General features: G+C 63.5%; 24 protein-coding genes and 1 tRNA gene. 9 read left to right on the top strand and 16 right to left on the bottom strand.

Annotated features, from left to right (window positions below):
- The first annotated feature begins 28 nt into the window (after window positions 1-28).
- The 3 genes from DMB37_RS30730 to DMB37_RS30720 all read left to right on the top strand — a co-directional run bounded on the left by DMB37_RS30730 (window position 29) and on the right by DMB37_RS30720 (window position 2125).
- Window positions 29-280 carry a hypothetical protein gene (locus DMB37_RS30730; protein ID WP_135235658.1) on the top strand — a complete coding sequence of 84 codons (252 nt, stop codon included), beginning with the start codon at window positions 29-31 and terminating at the stop codon, window positions 278-280.
- A gap of 153 nt (window positions 281-433) precedes the next feature.
- Window positions 434-1021: a hypothetical protein gene (locus tag DMB37_RS30725; protein WP_135235657.1), complete on the top strand. Its 588-nt coding sequence runs from the start codon at window positions 434-436 to the stop codon at window positions 1019-1021.
- Between the two features lie 39 nt (window positions 1022-1060).
- Complete coding sequence (locus tag DMB37_RS30720; protein WP_135235656.1) at window positions 1061-2125, top strand: hypothetical protein; 1065 nt, start codon at window positions 1061-1063, stop codon at window positions 2123-2125.
- A gap of 694 nt (window positions 2126-2819) precedes the next feature.
- On the opposite strand, the gene DMB37_RS30715 is transcribed toward DMB37_RS30720, so the two are convergent.
- From DMB37_RS30715 to DMB37_RS30665, 10 genes are all read right to left on the bottom strand, one after another.
- Entirely contained in the window at window positions 2820-3230 is a 411-nt protein-coding gene (locus DMB37_RS30715; RefSeq protein WP_135235655.1) for a single-stranded DNA-binding protein, read from the bottom strand.
- A 15-nt stretch (window positions 3231-3245) separates the two neighbouring features.
- Entirely contained in the window at window positions 3246-4547 is a 1302-nt protein-coding gene (locus DMB37_RS30710) for an AAA family ATPase (protein ID WP_135235654.1), read from the bottom strand.
- Window positions 4544-5284, bottom strand: a complete 741-nt coding sequence (locus tag DMB37_RS30705; RefSeq protein WP_135235653.1) for a hypothetical protein — start codon at window positions 5282-5284, stop codon at window positions 4544-4546. The genes DMB37_RS30710 and DMB37_RS30705 overlap by 4 nt, the downstream gene beginning before the upstream one ends.
- A gap of 285 nt (window positions 5285-5569) precedes the next feature.
- The gene (locus DMB37_RS30695; protein ID WP_167768988.1) at window positions 5570-6055 is read right to left on the bottom strand and encodes a WhiB family transcriptional regulator; all 486 of its coding nucleotides are present in this window, start codon (window positions 6053-6055) and stop codon (window positions 5570-5572) included.
- Between the two features lie 7 nt (window positions 6056-6062).
- Window positions 6063-6482, bottom strand: a complete 420-nt coding sequence (locus DMB37_RS30690) for a hypothetical protein (protein ID WP_135235651.1) — start codon at window positions 6480-6482, stop codon at window positions 6063-6065.
- A gap of 97 nt (window positions 6483-6579) precedes the next feature.
- Complete coding sequence (locus DMB37_RS30685; protein WP_135235650.1) at window positions 6580-7188, bottom strand: ERF family protein; 609 nt, start codon at window positions 7186-7188, stop codon at window positions 6580-6582.
- On the bottom strand, window positions 7185-7592 hold the full coding sequence (locus DMB37_RS30680) for a hypothetical protein (RefSeq protein WP_135235649.1): 408 nt from the start codon (window positions 7590-7592) through the stop codon (window positions 7185-7187). The genes DMB37_RS30685 and DMB37_RS30680 overlap by 4 nt, the downstream gene beginning before the upstream one ends.
- 11 nt (window positions 7593-7603) lie before the next feature.
- The gene (locus tag DMB37_RS30675) at window positions 7604-8539 is read right to left on the bottom strand and encodes a hypothetical protein (protein WP_206055040.1); all 936 of its coding nucleotides are present in this window, start codon (window positions 8537-8539) and stop codon (window positions 7604-7606) included.
- A gap of 228 nt (window positions 8540-8767) precedes the next feature.
- Window positions 8768-8953, bottom strand: a complete 186-nt coding sequence (locus DMB37_RS42020; protein ID WP_370465430.1) for a helix-turn-helix domain-containing protein — start codon at window positions 8951-8953, stop codon at window positions 8768-8770.
- The gene (locus tag DMB37_RS30665; RefSeq protein ID WP_135235647.1) at window positions 8950-9369 is read right to left on the bottom strand and encodes a hypothetical protein; all 420 of its coding nucleotides are present in this window, start codon (window positions 9367-9369) and stop codon (window positions 8950-8952) included. The genes DMB37_RS42020 and DMB37_RS30665 overlap by 4 nt, the downstream gene beginning before the upstream one ends.
- Window positions 9370-9945: 576 nt before the next feature.
- Here DMB37_RS30665 and DMB37_RS30660 point away from each other — a divergent pair.
- The 3 genes from DMB37_RS30660 to DMB37_RS30650 all read left to right on the top strand — a co-directional run bounded on the left by DMB37_RS30660 (window position 9946) and on the right by DMB37_RS30650 (window position 12478).
- Window positions 9946-10455, top strand: coding sequence for a hypothetical protein (locus tag DMB37_RS30660; RefSeq protein WP_135235646.1), 510 nt, complete (start codon window positions 9946-9948; stop codon window positions 10453-10455).
- A gap of 95 nt (window positions 10456-10550) precedes the next feature.
- The gene (locus DMB37_RS30655; protein WP_135235645.1) at window positions 10551-11162 is read left to right on the top strand and encodes a hypothetical protein; all 612 of its coding nucleotides are present in this window, start codon (window positions 10551-10553) and stop codon (window positions 11160-11162) included.
- Between the two features lie 119 nt (window positions 11163-11281).
- A complete protein-coding gene (locus DMB37_RS30650; protein ID WP_167768987.1) occupies window positions 11282-12478 on the top strand; it encodes a tyrosine-type recombinase/integrase in 1197 nt (398 codons plus the stop codon).
- A 10-nt stretch (window positions 12479-12488) separates the two neighbouring features.
- Here DMB37_RS30650 and DMB37_RS30645 read toward each other — a convergent pair.
- A tRNA-Ile gene (locus DMB37_RS30645) sits at window positions 12489-12562 on the bottom strand.
- Window positions 12563-12820: 258 nt separating this feature from the next.
- On the opposite strand from DMB37_RS30645, the gene DMB37_RS30640 reads away from it, so the two are divergent.
- Window positions 12821-13261 (top strand): nitroreductase family deazaflavin-dependent oxidoreductase, encoded by a 441-nt coding sequence (locus DMB37_RS30640; RefSeq protein WP_135235643.1) that lies wholly within the window; start codon window positions 12821-12823, stop codon window positions 13259-13261.
- Here the strand turns inward: DMB37_RS30640 and DMB37_RS40745 are convergent.
- Window positions 13249-13404: a hypothetical protein gene (locus DMB37_RS40745; RefSeq protein ID WP_167768986.1), complete on the bottom strand. Its 156-nt coding sequence runs from the start codon at window positions 13402-13404 to the stop codon at window positions 13249-13251. The two genes, DMB37_RS30640 and DMB37_RS40745, sit on opposite strands and share 13 nt — an antisense overlap.
- 56 nt (window positions 13405-13460) lie before the next feature.
- Window positions 13461-14468: a zinc-binding dehydrogenase gene (locus tag DMB37_RS30635; RefSeq protein WP_135235642.1), complete on the bottom strand. Its 1008-nt coding sequence runs from the start codon at window positions 14466-14468 to the stop codon at window positions 13461-13463.
- A 44-nt stretch (window positions 14469-14512) separates the two neighbouring features.
- Here DMB37_RS30635 and DMB37_RS41025 point away from each other — a divergent pair, with 44 nt between their 5' ends.
- Window positions 14513-14701, top strand: a complete 189-nt coding sequence (locus DMB37_RS41025; protein WP_206055039.1) for a hypothetical protein — start codon at window positions 14513-14515, stop codon at window positions 14699-14701.
- A gap of 308 nt (window positions 14702-15009) precedes the next feature.
- Window positions 15010-15525, top strand: a complete 516-nt coding sequence (locus tag DMB37_RS30625) for a hypothetical protein (protein ID WP_135235640.1) — start codon at window positions 15010-15012, stop codon at window positions 15523-15525.
- Here DMB37_RS30625 and DMB37_RS30620 read toward each other — a convergent pair.
- Genes DMB37_RS30620 through DMB37_RS30610 form a run of 3 tightly spaced genes read right to left on the bottom strand, consistent with a single transcriptional unit; the run spans window position 15522 to window position 19359 of the window.
- Window positions 15522-17300: an SDR family oxidoreductase gene (locus DMB37_RS30620; RefSeq protein ID WP_135235639.1), complete on the bottom strand. Its 1779-nt coding sequence runs from the start codon at window positions 17298-17300 to the stop codon at window positions 15522-15524. The genes DMB37_RS30625 and DMB37_RS30620 overlap by 4 nt on opposite strands.
- 30 nt (window positions 17301-17330) lie before the next feature.
- Complete coding sequence (locus DMB37_RS30615; RefSeq protein ID WP_135235638.1) at window positions 17331-18437, bottom strand: PDR/VanB family oxidoreductase; 1107 nt, start codon at window positions 18435-18437, stop codon at window positions 17331-17333.
- A 22-nt stretch (window positions 18438-18459) separates the two neighbouring features.
- Window positions 18460-19359 carry a metal-dependent hydrolase gene (locus DMB37_RS30610; RefSeq protein WP_135235637.1) on the bottom strand — a complete coding sequence of 300 codons (900 nt, stop codon included), beginning with the start codon at window positions 19357-19359 and terminating at the stop codon, window positions 18460-18462.
- Window positions 19360-19472: the final 113 nt, after the last annotated feature.

Raw genomic sequence — 19472 nt, 5'->3', positions numbered from 1 at the left:
AGTAACTAATTGGAAGGGATAGATACCCGTGCACCCCGATGAAGAAGTTGTTCGAGTCCTGGCGCCGGCCGACCCTGACAACCAAGACGCCGATGCTTGGCACGTCGTGACCTTGACCCGTCCACTCGGTAGCACCGATCCCGTGTGGCGACCACACGCCGCCTACGGACCGATGACGTTGGACACGGCAAACCAATTCCTGACCAGGCTCGGTGTGCAGGCCATCAGCGTTGCGCAGCGGTCCGACTTTCCGATTCTCGACCAGCTCCCGCGCGGGTAGCGGCACGGCGCCGTGTCTCCCGCTGAGTGCTCCTCTCGCAGTCCCGCGCAGCGAATCCCGGGCGTGCTGGGATGGTTGTATGTTGTCCGCGCACACGGGACACTGGGCTGTTCGGTTGGATGCAGGGCAGGGCGGTACCGATCACCGAAGGGAATGCGTATGGGGCACGTTGAAGATGACCAGTTGAGCATGGACCTTGGCGTGACTGCCGAGCAGTCCGCGTGGGGCGTGTGGGCCGATCCCGATCGACGCAAGGCGCAGGTGCGGAAGCTTCTGGTTCGTGCGGAGTTGCCGGCCGTGTTGCCTGCGGAACCGTGGGATTTCGAGTCCGATGAAGCGGCGCAGCTCAGCGATACGGTTGCCGAGCTGTTCCCGGACCTCGATGCGGTGAGCCGTCCTGAGAATGCCGACACCGCCGATCAGCTGGTGTGTCTCATCGGAGAGTTGTTCGTGCAGTATCTCGATGCGCGATGGCTCGACCTCACCGGGATGCCGAGCGGGTACAACGACTGTGACGACATCACGATCTACGACGGAATCAAGCCGGGAATCGCCTTCACCTTCCCCCAATGGACCACGTGCACAGCGGATCTGCTCGTGTGGTTCGTGGTCGAAAACGAGTTCGTCAACATTGTCGAGTTGGTGCATGTGGGGTTCTGGCGACTGCACAAGGACGACGTTCCATCGTTCGCCGAGATAGGGACGGGCTACTTTTCGGAGCACCCGCCCTTTCGTGAGTAGTCGATGATGTCTCGTCCGTAGGTTCGGGGGTGTGTCGGTATGCCTGATGACGGTTACAACAGTGATCGCAACGGGTTCGACAGCAACGAGCGCGGTCGGATCTTCGAGAACGGCACCGACCGATATTTCAAGGACCGTGAGAAGGGGTACGTTCGCGACTCCCGCACGTTCGAGCACGGCAACGAGAAGATCCAGTTCGACAAGGTCAAAGATGATCGCGGCGCTATCTCCAGTATCGAAGACAAGTCGGGCCGGATCGGTGGTCCGAAGGACGTCAAGCAGCTGGAGGTAGTGCGCGCTCTGCTGGCCAAGGGTGAAATCAGTCAGCATCTATTGCGTTCCGTCGCAGGCGAATCCATCTCGAAGCCGGCGCAGGAAATCATCAACGAGTTGGTTCGGGACTACCCGGACAGGTTCACACACGAGGTGATCCCTCGACATGTGGCCCGTGAGGTGTGGGCGCGCGGGCTGCAAAAGGAGACCGGCAAACAGCTCGAGTTGCCGGGTGTTGGGGAGAGAGCGCGGGAACAGAAGGCCAAGCAACGCGAGGAACGCGAAAAGCGGGCCAAGGCAGCGGAGTTGGCGCGCGCAGCCGCGGAGAAGTTCAAGAAGGCGCAACGGTTCCTGCAAGGTGTTACGCGTGGTCGCGCGGAGGCACCGAAGGTTGTCCGCGACCGCCAGGCCCAAGAGCAAGCCGAGCGGGCCAAGCAGCGGGAGAGCAAGGCACCAGAAACGGAGCGTGAGAGGGTCGCACGGGAGTCCGCCGCGGCAGTCTTGCGAGAGTTCCCGTTCCCCGTCCCGGGCGCTCAGGCTCCCGCACGGGAAGCCCCCGATGCGGCAACCGTCGACCGTGAAGCGGCGAAGGAACGCGAAGTACGCGAACGCGAAGCCGCAAGGAAACTCGAGGAAGTCAACAGGGCACGAGACGCCTACTTTCAGCAGAATCAGGCGAGGATGACCGAGCAGGAACGGCTGGGATGGTTGGGGCAGGGAGCTAGCCCGCTCGGTGCGGTATTGGAGCCACCCGCGCACGGGTCGGAGCGGCAACGCGGCGATCGGGGGCAGGGTCCGGACCTCACCCGCGACAAATCACGAGGACGTTGACATACGGCAACTGAGGGCACCCGCCTGGCCGGCCATCCCACACGGACCAGGCCCTCAGCTTCGTCACTGGGGCCTGAATCGTGTACGGGGAGACTCGACAAGTGAATACGGAGGGGCTCGACTGACCTCAATCGGAGCAATCATGGCGGCGGCCTGAGCTGCGGCGGTTCACCAAACTGCGGCGGTTCAGTGGGCGGCGATGGATTGCCGATTATCAAGATCGCGATGAACTCGCGTGTGTCCTTGCGACGGATCGGGTTTCGTGACCAGACCGCGGGATACAGCAGCCCGCAAGCAGCCAAGACGGGCACGAGAAGCGCCAGTGCATTAACCAGGGGGTTGGGTGAAGAAAGGCCGGCGCCAATAGGGACACCGGCAACACCCGCCAACCAGGCGCGTCGATTACTCAATCATGGGGCGTTTCCTGAGTTTGGGTGAGGATGTTCACGGACCCGCGGCAAAATTCACTGGCCTGCGGGTCACCGACCAGTGAAGCTATCCGGACCTAGCCAGCCTCCGGATCGCTGGCAATCAGTATGCCACGGTTGAAGGTTCGGGCAACGTGTACCGGGTAAGTTCTCGCCCTGGCAACGCGTAGCAACGGCAACTGATGGCACCCCGGCCGACCCTGCTCACAATCCGAACCATCCATGCAAACATGCCCCTAGCGTCATCGCTAGGGGCATGAATCACATCAGACGTTCCATTTGTCGGCGGGGCTTTCTCCGCTCGACCCGAACGAACCTGCGCCGTCGCTCTTGTCGATCGTCTGACCGCGACGCACCTTCCGCACCGTCATGCACACCGATTGACCTTCCCCGCCGTCGCGACGCTGGAACGTCTCGGTGTGCAACTCGCCCTCCACGTCAATGTTCTTCTTGAACCCGTAATCTTCACTGTCAGCGAGAAATTCGGCCAGATCACCCCACGCGGTAGCCTTCACGATCATTTCGTGTGTGGTCTCCCACTGGTTGGTTCGCTCATCCTTCTTGGACTTGTTGTAGACCATGTCCCAGTTGGCAACCGCGATACCGTTCGGCGTGAACCGCAACGTAATACCGTCTTGGGAGATGATGAACCCAGTACCCTCAGCGTGCAGCAACATAACCAATCCTCTTTCTCAGAAAGAACTTTCAACATCTGCGTAGTAATCAACATCGGGCATCCACGGCAGGATGATGGCGTGGTGCAGCTTGGACGGCCATGCGCGTTCCTCGCGTGAACCGCGCCAGGCGATCACGTCCACGCGTTCAGCGCGGGCCTTGCCCGGGTCATCGGTAGCCCGCGACAACCCGAACCCGTACTCAGGCCACCTGCGCCACAGCGAGGAACCGATAGGGCGCATGTTGCGCCGGCCCTGCACGTCGGTCGCGTTGCCGGCGTGCGCTTCGGTCAGCAACGCGAATCCGTGCCGATCCCTCAAACCATCGAGCACCCAAGCCAATTCGCGCGCCGGGCTCTCATCGTTGGGGTTCTCGTGATGGAGTTTGTACAGCGGCCCGAGCACAACCAGGTCCGGAGCTGTTGCGCTGATACAGCTTTCGAGCCATGACACATCGCGGGTGCTGAGCAGATCAATGCCGGCCGGCCTGATCTCGATGAACATTTGGTCGTTCCAGTCGACGCGGTCTGCCGAGCGAACCTCGCGGATCTCGTCAACCTTGTCGACCATCCACCGGAACCGCCGCCGCGATTGCGCCGCGGAGTTCTCGCAGTCGACCACCAGCACCCGAATCGTATGGGAGCCATCACCCAACAGATTCGCGGTGAACGGGTGCAGACTGCCGGCCATGCAGGTAGCAATCTGGCTGACCAACACCGACTTCCCCCCGCCTTCGGCGCCCGTGATCACCGCGCGTTCGCCGCGCTCCATCATCCCGGGCACCAACCAATCGTGAATGTCCGGCGTCGACAGGAACGCACCCATGCCCCGCGGCACGCGCTCTTGTATTGGCGCGGCGATACTTTCGGCCAAGTCGCAGAACCCGCGCAGTTCCGCAGTCATCGACCGCAGATCCTCCCGCGGGTCGAACGCAGCGTCTACGGTTTCTAGCCGCTGTAGCGCTCGCGTGAGGCCATGGACAACGGTCCGGGTACCGGCATGGCCTCGAATGGTTTCCGCGAGTGTGGCAGCGCTGTGAGGGCTCCACGCTTCCTGAACCAACCCGAGTAACCAATGTCCGGTAATCCGGGTGCCTTTGCCCTGCGCGGTCACCTGTCCCAGAACCGTTGTCGGATCTACCGGAATCCGGTCACGCATCATCTTCGACACCACCACCGCAAGATCCTGATGCAGCGGCGTATAGAAGTCCTCCGGGCTCACCGACTGGAATGCATCCCCGCAGATATCGGGGTGCATGATCGTGATGCCGAGCAAGCTTCGTTCGGCCCACACATCATGCGGGGGAAGCTGGACACTCATTCCTGCCACAGTTGCCCCGCAGTCTGGGGCGCTGACTTGGTGGCCGGCTCGATTTTCGTCAGCCAGTTGCGGAATTGAGCGTCCCAGTTGACGCGCTTGGTGCCGTTCGCTTCGGCCCAGTTCCGCATTTTATTGTGCTCGTGGTCGACCGCCTGAGTACTCAGGCCACGGTCACGGCCCAGGGCATAGTGAGCGTCTGTCGGGTGCCAGCTTAGCGGCAGGGGGTGACTAGTTGCCCGCGGTGCTTTGCCGCTGACCGGGCGCCGGCCGCGTGGCTTGGCGGGTGCGGTTCCCTGTTCCTCTGTTCCTCTGTTCCCCTGTTCCAAGGGCGAAGTTTGTTCGAGTGTTCGCCCCTCCCTCGCGAGTGTTTCTCGATTGCCGGTATCCCCGCAGGTAGGGACCGGGTATCTGGGTTTGGATGGCCGGTCGATCCGTTGGTGTCGACTCCAGCCCGTGACGTAGAGAAAATCGCGCCCGTCGACGCTGTATCGCGTGATGAGTTTGTCCGCGGCAAGACGTTCGAGCCCTCGTGCGACCCTCGCGAATGTTTCCGGTGCATCCCTCGACAGGTCATCGGCGAACAGGTCTGCCGCGATCACCGGCAACCTGTCCACGCCTACGCCGTTGTCATCGACATAGCTCCATAAGCCAACGAAGAGTAGACGGATTCCCCAATCGTCAATGTCTGAAATGTTTTTCGATCTCCAGAACTCTGGTTTCACGGTGCGGATTCGCACAGGCTCACCCCTCCCGCGGCATCGAGTACCTTGTGTTGGCCCCGGTACCACACGGGCTGATCGAAATCGGCGCCCATCTTGAGCAGATAGCCGCGCGTCTCGGCATCTAGCCGGTTGCCCTCAACTACTGCGTGACACAGATTGCACAGATGCAGCAAGTTGGCCGGCGAATTGATCTGCGGGTCACGGGTTCCGCCCATCTTCCGGGGCCGGCGGTGATGGATCTGTTGCCCTTCGGCCCACCCGCAAATTTCGCAGATCCCTGCGGACCGATCCCTGATCAGATCAATAGTTCTCTTGCTTGGTCCTGTCTTTCGCATTGTCCCCACCACGTTTCCGGCATGACCTACACCAATTGCCGACATCGCGCACGATGGTCCCGGGCGTATAGGGGTCATGCCTGCCCCGCAGCCGTCGACGACACCCGATGCAATTACCGACCAACCCCAGCCGCGCCCACTTCGCCGCGCGATGCTCACCCGGGCCGGTCTTGGTCTTCTCTTCCACGTACCGCAGCACTTTCCCGCCGCGGATCACCTCCGACTGCTCGACCACATCGGGAAGTTCACCGGTATCCAGAACCGCCGTCATGTCGATCGGCACCGACGAATCCCGTGTGCACTCCTCCATCACCGGACACCCCGAACACAGGTCCCGGGCTATCGCGTCGGCTTGTTCATCGGTCAGGCCGGCCACGGTCCGGCGAAGGTGATCCAGATCGAAAATGCGCGGATCACCACCCGCGCACTTCGCTCGACTCCTCCAGCTCACGAACTCCTCACAGTCTGCTGTCGGTCCGAAGATTCGCACTTCGTGTTTGCAGTGCCGATACCTCACGATCGGCCGACCGGACTTGATCGGCTGCGTACTTCAATGCCGCATCAGCGACCAGGAACACGCCGCGTTCCTGCTGCGTCGCCAGGAACGCAGCCGCCTCACGTTCAGACGCAGATGTCTTGCGGCCCTTGGCATCTTCGGCAGGGGCCGCAACCAGCGCGCGTTTGTGCGCGACGTTGTACGCCTCTTCGGCGCGAACCAGGTCCATGCGCAGCCGGTCCAACAAATCGGGATGCTCGCGAATGACGGCTTCGATCTCGACCAACCGAGCATTGATCGCCGGCAGCGAATCAAGCTCGGCCGGCCACCGGCCGGCCTTGACTCGGCCGGCCCCGCTTCCCCGGATAGAGGTGTTGCTCACGCGAGAACCCCCACCACGAACCAGAACCACAAACCCATCAACACCCACGCACCAACGGCCAGGAAGGCCGGCCAGGCGGGTGCCCTCAGTTGGCCGCTCATTTCGGCTGAGCCATCGTTTCGACTGCGGCCTTGAGCCGAGTCAACAGCGGTTCGTCTCGGCAATCACCGATCTTGCCCTTGCCGCCCAGCTCCCGGAACGCGCTCACAAGCTGGTCGCTCCCAATGCCGAACGACTCGCACTCGGCAAAGATGGATTCCCGCAGCACGCGCAGAGCATCGGCAACGTTGCCGCGCTCGGTGTAGTCCGCGTCCGCATCCGGGTCATCGGTCGGCAGGCTCAACACCTGCACGTACATGATGCGCTCCCCCACGGTCATTGCCTTGGCCGTGGCCTTGTCCGCGAAATCGGTTGCTTCGGTGGCAACTTCGACATCCAGATAGTCACCTTCGGCGCCCATCAATCGGTAGGTGATGGTCCCGGTTGCCTGCCCCTGCTTCTTCCCGCCCGCCGATGAGGTTTCGGCAAAAGTCAGGTCCGTCTTGATCGGCAGAACCAGCACACCGAACTCCGCGAGGAACGGCGCCACCGCGTTGACCACTGCGTCACGACCGCGGTAGCTGTAGTGCTGTTGGGTGTTCTTCTGATCCTTGCCGACCGAACCGACCGCGTTCTTGGCCGCAATCAGCGCCTCATGAATCTTCATGCACCAACCTCCCCGACATTCCTGTCCGCGTCGTGCACCGCGCCGGCCCACGTAGCACCGCCGTCCTGATCGACCTGCACCCCGATCAGCCACGCCGTTGCCGGGTGATCAGCGAAGCCGTATCGACTCATCACGTGCTCAATCCCGGTATCTCCCAACAGGTCCCAGCTGGCAACCACGCGGAGAGGAACACCCGCATTGATCGCGGCCTGTCCCACCAAACACGAACCACACCCCGCCTCGACATAGCGGCACTTGTAGCCGTCCCATTCGTCATCAAAAATCTTCGTGTAGACAAAGTCCGGGTTCTGCTCGGCCAACTTGCGCGTCTCACGAACCAACGCAACCGGGTCGATCGCCACCGCTTCGGCGTCGATCGTTTCCACCACAGGATCACTCACCATTACCCCCTCTTTCACACGCCGCGAGGCATGATCAGTTCGCGTAACTTCGAATCGTCACGCTTGAATTCCTTTTGCAGCTCGTCTATTTCGCGAGCAACCCGCGCGGCCCTGAGGCCAAGCAGTAGATCCAATTCGTAGAATCGGACCCGCGCACCTTCGGTCATGATCGGGAAGTGCACCAACAGACCGGTTGTCGAATCAAGGTCCGGATGCAACGGCGTCCGCACCCCTGTTTCTTGGTCGTAGACAACCGCCGTGCCGTAGCCGGCAACCTGCGTCGTCACACTCAGCGGGTAGCGCACATCCCACCGACCCGTTTTGAGGTCCGCGACCATGACCCGCCCATCCGGCAACCTCACCAGGTAATCCAGACTGCCGGCCCGCTGTAGCTCGTCGTGAACCACGAACAACTCTTGTTTCATGAACTCCAGCCGGGCCACCGCTGACTTGTATTCGGCCACTAGGGGTTTCAGGTGATGCTGAACTAGCCGCGGCTCGACTCCCTGATTGATCAGTTCGCCGAGTTTGTGAAACTCCGTACCCGCGGAACTGGCGACGTGTTGCCCTGCCGTTGTGCGGGCCTGCTCGACCGCGGCCTTGAGCCTGTCCTTTCCCGAGTGGCCCGATCCGTCGTCACCTCTGCCCCACGGGTCACCGTCGTACTCGTTGATCAGGGTTGCAATCTGACTGGCCGCTGCCTTGTCCAGTAGCACCCCGACCGCGGCCTGAGCCGCGGCCCAATCCACAAGGCCGGCCTTGGTATCCAGCGATGCTGAAATACTCGACATCCGCGCGTACGGAATCGCATCCGGCGAATACCACCAGCGCTTAGGCTTCCGCGTGCCGCGGTCTGTGCCAGTACGCCACTCGCCGGTTAGCGGGCCGGTGCCGGCAGGCATCACCCACGGCCGGCCCCAGTAGTCGCGCCGAACCTGATAGTCGGTCACTCGGCACCATCCGGCCCAGAGCACTCGGTCACTTCTCCGTTGGAAACCACAACCGACCACGAAAGCCGCGTATCCGACCACGCCCCGCCGCTATCGGCGTACTTCCACAGCCGCCAGTCGTCCGGCCGAATCCTGCGCATGATGAATCCGAGCGGATCTCTCACGCACACAACGTCTGTCGGCTCATCTTCATATGGCTCGAACGTCCGCATTTCACGGCCGGCGTTCTCAACGCGCGTTTGCGTCACGCTTCTTGCCCTTCCCCTTGATCCAAAGGTCTAGCTCGAACTCTTGGAACCGCCAGCTACCCCCGCGTCCGCCCCGCTGGACACCCCGCAGTTCGCCTGACCGTGCGGCGCGTTCCACTGTCTTCGGGTGATGGCGCGAATGCTCTGCGGCTTCCGCGGTTGTCATCCAACCCATTGCTTCACCTCACGATTTCCATACACCCCGCGCGCAAGATCGGCGCACCACGCTTCCTGCGTCGACCACACAACGGTCTTGACGTATTGCACACCTTCGTTTTCCACCACACCCACGCAGATACGTCCGCGGTGCACATTCGTTGTCCCCGGGTATTTGATGCTGGGTGATACAGACTCCGGGTTCGCGATACACTCGCGAACCTCGTCACCTTCCAACGTCATATCCAGGATGCGCCCCACCGCGTGAGGCGTGAACTTCACAGGCATTCCCCTGAATCGAAGTTCCCCCATTGCTTCACCTCCCCAATATGTTTCGATCCGCCCCGACCATTCGGGGCTCATTTGGGTATGACAAATCACGCTATGAATTTCTGAAAGAACATGCAGCGCGGCTGATTTGGCCACGCTTAAGACACCGCGCATCGGCGGTTACGAATCGTTGGATTCACCCCAGAGCGAGGGGCAGCGCCCTCCCCGGACTCGAACCGGGGCGTAGACCGTCAGGGCTAGCCGGCCACTAGGCGGAAGGACGTTGCCCTACCCGCCGCTTGGTCGACTTGATGGGCGCCAGCATCACAATCTCAGCAACCGGACGGCCCAACGTCAGGGCCACGCTGGCGATCAGCACCCCTGATGGTGCTTGGCCGCGCCGAACGCGCCGCAGAGTTTCGCGGCTCACTCCGAGGCCGGCCGCCAGCTCCGCTTCCGTCTCGTACCCTTCCTGGCCTTTCACGGTCTCCAACACTCCCCGGTTGAACGTGACCGTTGCCGCCCCGATTCTCATCCGCGTTGCCCCTCCGCTTCCCCTCGGCACCCCGTGGTTCCGATCTGGCCTCGAGCTAACCACCCGTTTCGCGTGGACGCAACGAGTTCGTCACACATAGATGTCACGTCAGCACCACGTTTTATTGCCTTTCCGCAGGTCGTTCCCAGTGGAAGTGTCGCTTGCGCACGACACACGAATGAGGCACACTCCCCCCAGTGACCACAGATGAGAGCGCGGGGGCGTCATGGTTCGACTGGTACAACGAGGTCTGCGGAGACCTCAGTACGCGCCGGGTCGGCATCGAACTGGGCCGTGACAGCGGATACGTAGAGCGCAACCTCAAGATCATTCCCCCCACGGTCGATGCGGTGCTATTGTTCGCACACGCGTTCGAACGAAACCCGGTTGAAGCTCTCATCAGGGCGGGGGTTCTCACGCCGGGTGAGGTGCTGAGTGCAGCGATGGCGCTGGACATGGACACGTCGTCCGTGCCTGAGTTGGTTGATCTCATCGGCTCGGCTACGGACACATTGCGCCTTCGCGTGCAAGCGCAAGAGAAACCCGGTGCGGGACAAGGGGACTCGGCTGTAACATCCGTCACTCCCGGAACGACTGACACGTCACAGAACCTGTCGGTCGGTTCGCGTAAGGATGGGGAGAACCGCCGCAAAGGGAGGGACAGGCGGAACACAGCCGAAGAGGTTAGAAGGGGATTCTTACGATGATTGGCACAACCATTGCCGTAGCGGCTACAGCCGTGGCCGGATATGGCGCACTAATCAGGCGCCGCAGATGGGCAAGTGACCCAAAAGGTCGGGCAATGACTGTCGCGCTTACGGCACTCAGCTTCTACACCGGTATCCACACAGTTCGGGATCTGTTCTCGTTCACTCATCCAATAGAATTGTCACTCGAATGGCTCGCGGAAGTTGCGGGCATTATGGGACTCTGCGGATTGTGCGTGCATGTGGCTTTAGCATGGCTTAAGTCGCTGTTCGTTATGCGCACCGTAGCCGTGGTGGTCACCCTCGCTTCTGGCGTGTTGATCGGAATGTCCGTTTCGGTCTACCTCGGTCTCAATTCATCTTCGGTCTATCTCAGTCCACGCGAATACACACACGGTGAACTATTCGCAACGCTGTATTGCCTGCTGGTCGTTACTGTCATCTTCACCACCGGAGTTGCAACCTTCATCACTGCCGCAGTCACTTACGCTCGCGCCGGCGCGAAGCGTATCCCCATCGCCATTTTCGGCATGGGCGCACTGCTCACTTCCACTGTTGGCGTCATGGGGTACGCCCGTCTGGAAGTCGGCTACCCCAAGTCCGATCCGGTCGCGTGGGCTATCACCGCCGCGGCTGTAGGACTCTACGGGCTTGCCGTGGTGACAAACCAACGCATCAAAGCAGACACCTACCAATACCAAGACTAAGGGCGTACACGCCTCAGCGCTGCGCCCAGAATCCTTCGGTTGTCGAGATGAACACGGGAAGGTTCATATTCGCAACCTTGGAACCTCACCAGAGGAACAATAGAATAGGAGGCCATTACATGGCATGGTCCGAGAAACTGCCATCAGGAAAGTACAGAGGAGGATACCGAGACGCCGCAGGGACCAAGCAGTACACCAAAGCGGCCATACACGGCACATTCGACACACCAGCAGCAGCCGAACGGTTCGCGGCAACACTCGAACACAAGGAACGCGACGGCGGGCGCAAACGACCATCCGACGCGAAAACCGCAACGATCGGAGACCTACTAGAGGGCTGGAAGAAATGGCGCGCAGTCGAAAAGAACACTGTCAGGGGCGCTGATTCACACTGGCGAAACCATGTCGGACCTCGATGGCGAGACGAAATCATTACCAATGTCACGGGTCCGGATATCCAAGTTTGGGTAAATGAGTTCGCCGGCAAAGGACTCTCCGCCCGTACAGCAAGCAACATGTACTTCCACCTGAGCAGTATGCTCAAGTATGCGGAGGCCAAGGGATACGTTGATCGAAATGAATGCAAGGGCGTAAAGCTCCCAGAGATTAACAAGCTGCGCCCTAAGTACTTGTCGGACGAGGCTCACAACGCCATTCACCAAACATTGCCACCGGTAGACCAGGAGATGCTAGACCTACTGGACGGAACCGGAACACGCATCGGTGAAGCAATGGGCGTTCATATCGAACACGTAGACCTGCGAGAAAGGTCCATTTCTCTCGAATGGTCGTACGATCCAAATCATCGAGAAATGAAGGAGTTGAAATCACATCAATGCCGCATCGTTCCAATAAGCGACAGACTAGCCAAGACTCTAGAAATCCGTATCGAGCGAATCGGATGGGGTGAGCCGTGCCAAACCATCAGCTACAAGAAACGAGAACGCGAGCTTGAATCCGGGATGCTCTGGCGCCAGCCAAACGGCGAACCGTTCTCATACGCTCCGTTCCGTAAGAGTCTGGACGCCAGCGCTCGAATCGCTTTCATCGGCAAGGGCAAACAAAGACGCAACGTCGGCAATGTGCATCCGCATCTGTGGCGCCATCGCTACGTCAAACGCCTCTTGTTGGCCGGGGTACCGATTGACGAGGTTTCGCGCCTGCTGGGGCACAGCTCCATAGAGGTCACCAAGAGTCACTACGGCGACCTTGCCCAGATGGCTTGGGGTGGCGTACGCGCCGCCCTGAACGCCGATCACAACGCCCCAGGGTTCTGCCCTCACTGCCTCCGCTCTGATCTCTCAGCAGCGGCATGAGCGGGATTTGTGCCCCCGGCCGGGCTCGAACCGGCAACCGGCGGATTATGAGTCCGATGCTCTAACCGATTGAGCTACAGGGGCGCTGGGAGCACCTTACCGGCCGACCAGACGTACGGCCAAACGGGGGACGTGCCCCACGCATGCCCCAAAAAACCATCTGACCTGAGGCTAGTCGTTGATTATGAGTCCACGGCTCTAACCGACTGAGCTACCGCCCCTCTTCTGCGGGTGCACCGCAGGCGTGGGGGATGCTACCGGCTGGGGTGGGACTTGCACCACTCGGACCCGGGGTGGCGGTTAGGGTGGGGGCGTTCCGGCAACCGTTGTGGAGGGTCGACCATGTCGAGTGTGTTCGCGAAGGTGCTGAAGGTGCATCAGTGGGTGTACGAGAACAGCGGCGGGTGGGTGGGGCATCGGCTGCTGTTCGGGAATCCGACCCTGTTGTTGCGGACGGTGGGCCGCAAGACGGGGCAGGCGCGCACGTCGGCGCTGACGTACGGGCGGGATGGGGCGGACTATTTGGTGACGGCGTCCAACGGTGGATCGCCGCGGCCGCCGGGGTGGCTGGCGAATGTGAAGGCAAAGCCGGAGTGTGAGGTTCAGATCGGGCGGCGCAAGGTGCCGGTGGTCGCGCGGCCAACGTATCCGGACGATTCGGACTATGCGCGGCGGTTCGCGATCGTGGACAAGGTCAACAAGGGTCGCTACACCGCGTATCAGAAGATGACCAAGCGGCCGATCCCGGTGGTGGTGCTGACGCCGGCCGGTCAGTCTCGGTAGTCGTCGTCGCGCTCGTCCCAGTCGTCGGGATCGTCCCTGTCCCATTGACTTTCGTCTTTCGGCGGTCTGCTGGCTATTTGCACGACAACCACCACGACAGCGAGCACGAGTAGGACCACACCAACAACGATCAGAGTCTCCACGCAGGGCACCCTAGCGCCGAGCCAGGGTGCCCGCCATAGCTTGCTCGGGTGGTCTCTCAGACAGCGGAATCCAGGGTCAGCAGGGTGCGGCCCACCGCCGTCCTGGATTCGATGGCGGCGTGTGCCTTTTCGGCCGCGTCGAGCGGAAAGGTTTGGCCGATCACCACTTCCAGCCGCCCGGCCGCGGCCGCGGCGAGCGAGCGTTCGGCCAGCCGCGGCCAATCGGTCTCGGCGCCGGTGACGTCGAGCAGACCGGTCACCGCGATGCCGCGGGCGGCCGCCGACGCACTGTCGATCGCCGCGAATTCGCCTGCGGCCATGCCGTAACCGAGGAATCGCCCGTTGTCCGAGATGGCATCGAAGGCCGCTTCGCCCGGTGCACCACCCGCGCCGTCCAGCACGACATTCGCGCCAGCGCCACCGGTCGCCGCCCTGGCCTTGTCCGACCAGCCCGGCTCGGTGTAGTCGACCGCGACGTCGGCGCCGAGCCGTTCGGCCAACGCCAATTTGGCGCTGCCCCGCGCGGCGGCGACCACGTGCGCGCCCGCCCCGCGCGCGAGTTGGATCAGCAAAGTGCCGAGTCCACCGCCCGCCGCGGTGATCAGCACCCACTCCCCCGGCTGGATCGCGGCCTTGTCGAACACGGCCAATGCGGTTTGCCCGTCGTGCGCGAGCGCGACGGCCTGCGCCAGGCTCAACCCGTCGGGCACGACGGTCAACGTTGCCGCACTGGCGAGCGCCTTTTCGGCGTAGCCGCCGATCGGCTGGCCGCCGCCGATCTTGCTGGCCGCGGTCGCGGTGGTGACGCGCTTGCCGACCCAGGACTCGTCCACACCGTCGCCGACCGCGCTGACCACCCCGGCGACCGCGCCACCGGGCACGTAGGGAGTCGCCAGCTGGAAATAGTCCCCGCCCCATCCGCCGCGCAACCGGGCATCCAGGAACATCACGTCGGCGGCGACCACGTCCACCACCACCTCGCCCGGACCGGGCACCGGCTCCGGCACCTCACGCACCGTAAGTACTTCGGGCCCACCGAATTCCGCTACCTGTACAGCGCGCACGACCAACCTCCATAGCTTCCCTGTTTCATCCGACAGGGATCAGCATGGAACCTGAACTGTTATTGAGGTCAAGTCGCGGGCGGGCGATTTCGCTCAGCGCGGAAGCAATTCACGAACTGCCGCCACCGCAACTACTGCTGCTCCCGCCACTACAGCTGGAGCTGCTTCCACCGCTGCAACTGCTGCTGCTACCCCCGCCGCAGCTGCTGCCGCTGCCACCGCTGTCGTGGTGACCTCCACCGTGCTGGTGGTGCCCGCCCCCGGACTCCGGATACCAGCCTCCGCTACAACTACTCGACGAACCGGCGTCGATGCCGGCGGCACCAGCCACCCAGTAGGGCTCCGAACCACCGCTATGTCGCTGGTGCGAATCACCACGCTGAGTCCGATAGCGAGGATCTCGCCTGTTGCTCCGCTTCGATCGGGCGATCATGCCGATGACGACGAACGGCGCCGCGACGACTACCAGCACGATCAGGAAAGTCAGAACTCCACCCATTCATGAACCGTAGCGGCCCCTCCCGCCTGCGTACAGTGAACTGTGCCGTCTTTCAGCTTCCGCAGACCCCGGCAGCGTCCCATCGATCTCGATGCGGTGAACGCCGCCGTCGCCGCGCTGGAGTTGCCCGAGGCCGTCTACAAGACCGTCCCGTGGCAGCCGCGCGACCTGGTGGCGACCGGCCTGCGGCAGTGGTTGCGCTGCTGCGGCGCGGCCATGCGCGACGGACAGGTGATCGGCATGCCGTCGCACGCCGTGGACGAGGCGTGGCACGGCTTCATCCTCTGCACCGAGCGGTATGCCGCGTTCTGCGCCGCCGCGTACGGCCGCTTCCTGCATCACTTCCCGGAAGGCGCTGGGCCACCGAACGTTTCGCACGGCTCGATGGGCGAGCAGCTGGGCCGCACCGTGGTGGCGTGGGCGCTGGTCGCCGAGCCGGGCGAGTCCTGCGTGCTGTGGGATCTGGACAGCAGGGTCGGCGTCGAACACCCGTGGGGCGTCGACGCCGCGCGCGTCGCGGCCATCGAGGCCGAGTTACGCACCCTGCCCGTGGTTTAGGTGAGCTTCACTCGCGCAGCGACGAACCGGCCGATCGCGGGCGCGAGCCTGCTGACGTGGTACTGCACCCGAGCCTCCGGAGTGACCGGGACGATACTGCGGTCCTTCTCCACGGCCCGCACGATCTGCTCGGCCACTTTCTCCGGGCCGTAGCGCCGCATCCGGTAGAGGTTGTCGTAGCGCTCCTGCTTGCGCTTCTCCTCCTCCGCGCTGACACCCGAGAAGGTGGTGTTGGCAACAATATTCGTGTGCACGATGCCGGGGCAGATGGTGTGCACCGAGATACCGCGACCGGCCAGTTCCGCGCGCAGGCAGTCGGAGAACATGAACACCGCCGACTTGCTGGTCGAGTAGGCGCTGAACCCCTGCTGCGGACTGTAGGCCGCCATGCTGGACAGATTGACGATGTGTCCGCCCAGACCGCGCTCGGCCATCGCGGGGCCGAAGGCCCGGCACCCGTTCACCACGCCGCCGAGGTTGATCCGCATGACCCGGTCGAACTCCGCCGCCGAGGTGTCGAAGAAGCCACCGGCCTGGCCGATTCCGGCGTTGTTGATCAGAATGTCCGGCACGCCATGGGTTTCCAGCACGGTCTCGGCGTGCGCCGTCACCGCTGCCGCGTCGGACACGTCGAGCTGATAAGCATGCGCCACACCATGTTCGGCGGCGATCAGCTCGGCGGTCTCCTTGGCCGCGACGAGATTGAGGTCGGAGAGCACGATTTCGGCGCCGCGGCGCGCGAGGGACAGCGCCGTCTCGCGGCCGATACCGCTGCCGCCGCCGGTGATCACCACTAGCTGATCCTCGAAAGGCTTTGCGCTGCGGCCGACTTCGGCGCGGCGCAGCCCGCGCGGGACCGCGCCGCCGTTGATCGTGTCGATCAGCTCGGTGGTGGCGGTGGCCAGCAGCTCAGGGTGGGAGAACGGCATCCAGTGCCCGGCAGGCACATCGCGGCGCCACAGCCGCTGTACCCACTTGCGTTCGTCGTCGAAACCCGCGGGCCGGACCGCGACGTCACGGCCCGCCACAATCAGCTGCACCGGCACCTCGGTGTGCCGCTCACGCGGCGAGAGCAGGCGCTGCACGATGTTGGCCCGGTAGATCAACAGGCCGTCGACCATGTCCTGTCGGAACGTCGGGCCGAGAATCACCTTCGACGGCGACGTCTCGTTCATGATCGAGACCACCCGCTGCCAGCGCTGCTCGGTGCCGAGCAGTCCGAAGACAGCCCTTGGCAGGCCCGGTGTCATGAAGAAGAAGGTGTACGCCGAGGACAACACCTGGCTGAGCGGCTGCCAGAGGTTGCGCGGGGTGGGCCGGGACAGCCTGGCGCGCATCCAGTTCGCGATGTGGTCCAGGTTCGGCCCGGACACCGAGGTGAACGAGGCGACCCGCGCGGCCGCCTGCGGCTCGCACACCGCCTCCCACACCTGCACCGAGCCCCAGTCGTGCGCGAGCACATGCACCGGCCGGTCGGGGCTCACCGCGTCGGCGACGGCGAAGAAGTCCGCGGCGAGCACGTCGAGCCGGAAATCCTCGGTGCGCCGGGTGCGGGTGGAACGCCCGTGCCCGCGAGTGTCATAGGTGACCACGTGGAAGCGGCGCGCCAGCAGCGGCACCACCGCGTCCCAGAGGTGATTGGTGTCCGGCCAGCCGTGCACCAGCAGCACGGTTTCCGCGCTCGGATCGCCGTATTCGTAGACGGCGAGCTCGAATTCGCCGCTGCGCACCGTCCGCTCGGCGGCCACCAGCTCCGGTGGTTCGATGGTCGTCATCGGTTTCTCCTTGCTGACCAGAGGTCGTGGTTACAGATCGAGCACCAGTCGCCCACCGGGCGAACGGGATACGCAGACGAGCATGTCGCCCGCCTCGTGTTCGGCCGCGGTGAGCACGGTTTCGCGATGCTCCGGTTCGCCCGCGAGCACCCGGACCTTGCAGGTGCGGCAGAAGCCCTGACGGCAGGAGTAGGGACGATCCGGCCGGGTCGTCAAGATGGTGTCCAGCACGGACCGGTCCGCAGCCACCTCGACTACTTCACCGGTGGACGCGAACTCGATCTCGAACGGCACCCCGTTCACGATCGGCGGTGGCGAGAACCGCTCGGAATGCAGTTCCACCCAGGGCATTTCGCGGATGGCGGCGGCGACAGCCGTGGTCATCGGCACCGGACCGCAGCAGTAAACCGCCGTGTCGGCCGCGACGCCGGGCAGCAACGCGGCGGCGTCGGGCAGGCCGTGCTCGTCGTCGGTGCGCACGGTGACCCGGTCACCGAACCCGGCGATCTCGTCGAGGAACGGGATGGTGTCGCGGCTGCGGCCGGTGTACACCATCGACCACTCGATACCGAGCCGCTGCGCGAGCCGTGCCATCGGCAGAATCGGCGTGATCCCGATGCCGCCCGCGATGAAATGCAGACGGGCGGCCGGCGATCCGTGACCGGGCACCGCGAACGGGAAGGCATTGCGCGGCCCGCGCACCGTGATCGGCGCACCGACCGGAAGGTTGTCGTGCACCTCCACCGAACCGCCGCCACCGTCCGGAATGCGGCGCACCGCAACGCGATACGCCCGGGTGTCCGCGGGATCGCCGCACAGCGAGTACTGCCGCAACCGGCCCGAGGGCAGTTCCAGATCCAGGTGAGCACCGGGACGCCACGGCGGCAGTTCCCGCCGATCCGGTGCGGCCAGACGCAGACTCACGACGTCCTGGTCGTGCGCCTCGATCCGCCGTTCGGTCACCACCAGCGTCAGCCGGTGGTCGTCCACCCGCGGCGCGAGGTCGCGCCGGTTGATCAGCGTCGTCCACCGCAGTCGCGCCGAGGCGACCGCGTCGAGTACCCGCACCGCGCGGTCGTGGTCTCCCTTGCCGAACAGATCGGCGGGCAACTGTTCAGGAATGTGCCGCGAAGTCACGCTCGAAGTCCACCCGATTCCATCACGACGCGACCGCCTGCGCGGCAGGCGATTTCGCCAGGTATGCCACCGCCTGCGCGGTGGACCCGACCGTCTCGGGGTCGTAGCCGGGCTTGAAGGTCGACAGCGCGCTCCACAGCAGCGACGGCACGCCGGGTAGCGCCCCGCGCCACATCGCGCCGAACACCCGCGTGATGAGTCGTGGGTAGCCGAGGTCGGGCAGCGAAGGATCCTGGTGCACCATGAATTTGGTGCCGCGCACCACCAGCGTGATGAAGATCGGGAAGACGATCGTCATGATCGCCGCGCGCCGCACATAGCCCGCCCCGAAGTAGACCGCGACATCGTGGGCGACGTGGCGGTGTTCCACCTCCTCGGCACCGTGCCAGCGGAACAGATCAGCGATCCGCGGGTCGGCGCCGAACTTCTCCAGGTCGGCGTTGAGCACCCAGTCGCCGAGGTAGGCGAAGAAATGCTCCAGACAGGCGATGAACGCCAGCCGCTCCACCATCACCTGACGCTGCGCGACGCCGTCGGCGGCCTTCGGGCCGAGCGTCTTGCGGAACAGGTACTCGGCTTGGCGCACATAGGGTTCCGGGTCGATGCCGTGCGCGGCGAGCACCTCGTTGAGCACCTTGTCGTGCGTCTCGGCGTGCATGGACTCCTGCCCGATGAAGCCGAGCATGGCCTCGCGCAGCTTGTCGTCCTTCACGAACGGCAGCGCCTCGGTGTAGGCGGCGCAGAACATGCGCTCGCCCTCGGGCAGCAGCAGATTCAGCGAGTTGATCAGGTGCGAGGCGATCGGCTCGGCGGGCATCCAGTGCAGCGGCGTATCGGCCCACTGGAACTGCACATTGCGTGCGTGCAGTGCTACCTCACCCGGATCGGTATCCGGCCGTCGGCCCCTCCGAAGTAGCTTCATCGGTACTCCTCTCACGACCGCGTCGTCGCGCGCCTTCCTGCATGGCTGTAGCAAACATCATACACATACATGCAACTGCGGGTTACATGAAGATCCGCGGCGGTCTTGAAGGG

It is taken from the genome of Nocardia sp. CS682 (genome assembly GCF_004634405.1).
Lineage (GTDB): Bacteria > Actinomycetota > Actinomycetes > Mycobacteriales > Mycobacteriaceae > Nocardia > Nocardia ninae.
Note: the sequence above shows the minus strand (reverse complement) of the source record. Positions and strands in the feature narration are given on the sequence as shown.

What these genes read in the sequence shown, in the direction of transcription:
- DMB37_RS30640 (WP_135235643.1), top strand. Translation starts at nt 12,821, where the DNA reads ATGTCGAGTGTGTTCGCGAAGGTGCTGAAGGTGCATCAGTGGGTGTAC.
- DMB37_RS30725 (WP_135235657.1), top strand. Translation starts at nt 434, where the DNA reads ATGCGTATGGGGCACGTTGAAGATGACCAGTTGAGCATGGACCTTGGC.
- DMB37_RS30655 (WP_135235645.1), top strand. Translation starts at nt 10,551, where the DNA reads ATGACTGTCGCGCTTACGGCACTCAGCTTCTACACCGGTATCCACACA.
- DMB37_RS30620 (WP_135235639.1), bottom strand. Translation starts at nt 17,300, where the DNA reads ATGACGACCATCGAACCACCGGAGCTGGTGGCCGCCGAGCGGACGGTG.
- DMB37_RS42020 (WP_370465430.1), bottom strand. Translation starts at nt 8,953, where the DNA reads ATGACAACCGCGGAAGCCGCAGAGCATTCGCGCCATCACCCGAAGACA.
- DMB37_RS30680 (WP_135235649.1), bottom strand. Translation starts at nt 7,592, where the DNA reads ATGGTGAGTGATCCTGTGGTGGAAACGATCGACGCCGAAGCGGTGGCG.
- DMB37_RS30720 (WP_135235656.1), top strand. Translation starts at nt 1,061, where the DNA reads ATGCCTGATGACGGTTACAACAGTGATCGCAACGGGTTCGACAGCAAC.
- DMB37_RS30650 (WP_167768987.1), top strand. Translation starts at nt 11,282, where the DNA reads ATGGCATGGTCCGAGAAACTGCCATCAGGAAAGTACAGAGGAGGATAC.
- DMB37_RS41025 (WP_206055039.1), top strand. Translation starts at nt 14,513, where the DNA reads ATGGAACCTGAACTGTTATTGAGGTCAAGTCGCGGGCGGGCGATTTCG.
- DMB37_RS30610 (WP_135235637.1), bottom strand. Translation starts at nt 19,359, where the DNA reads ATGAAGCTACTTCGGAGGGGCCGACGGCCGGATACCGATCCGGGTGAG.
- DMB37_RS30685 (WP_135235650.1), bottom strand. Translation starts at nt 7,188, where the DNA reads ATGAAGATTCATGAGGCGCTGATTGCGGCCAAGAACGCGGTCGGTTCG.
- DMB37_RS30715 (WP_135235655.1), bottom strand. Translation starts at nt 3,230, where the DNA reads ATGTTGCTGCACGCTGAGGGTACTGGGTTCATCATCTCCCAAGACGGT.
- DMB37_RS30710 (WP_135235654.1), bottom strand. Translation starts at nt 4,547, where the DNA reads ATGAGTGTCCAGCTTCCCCCGCATGATGTGTGGGCCGAACGAAGCTTG.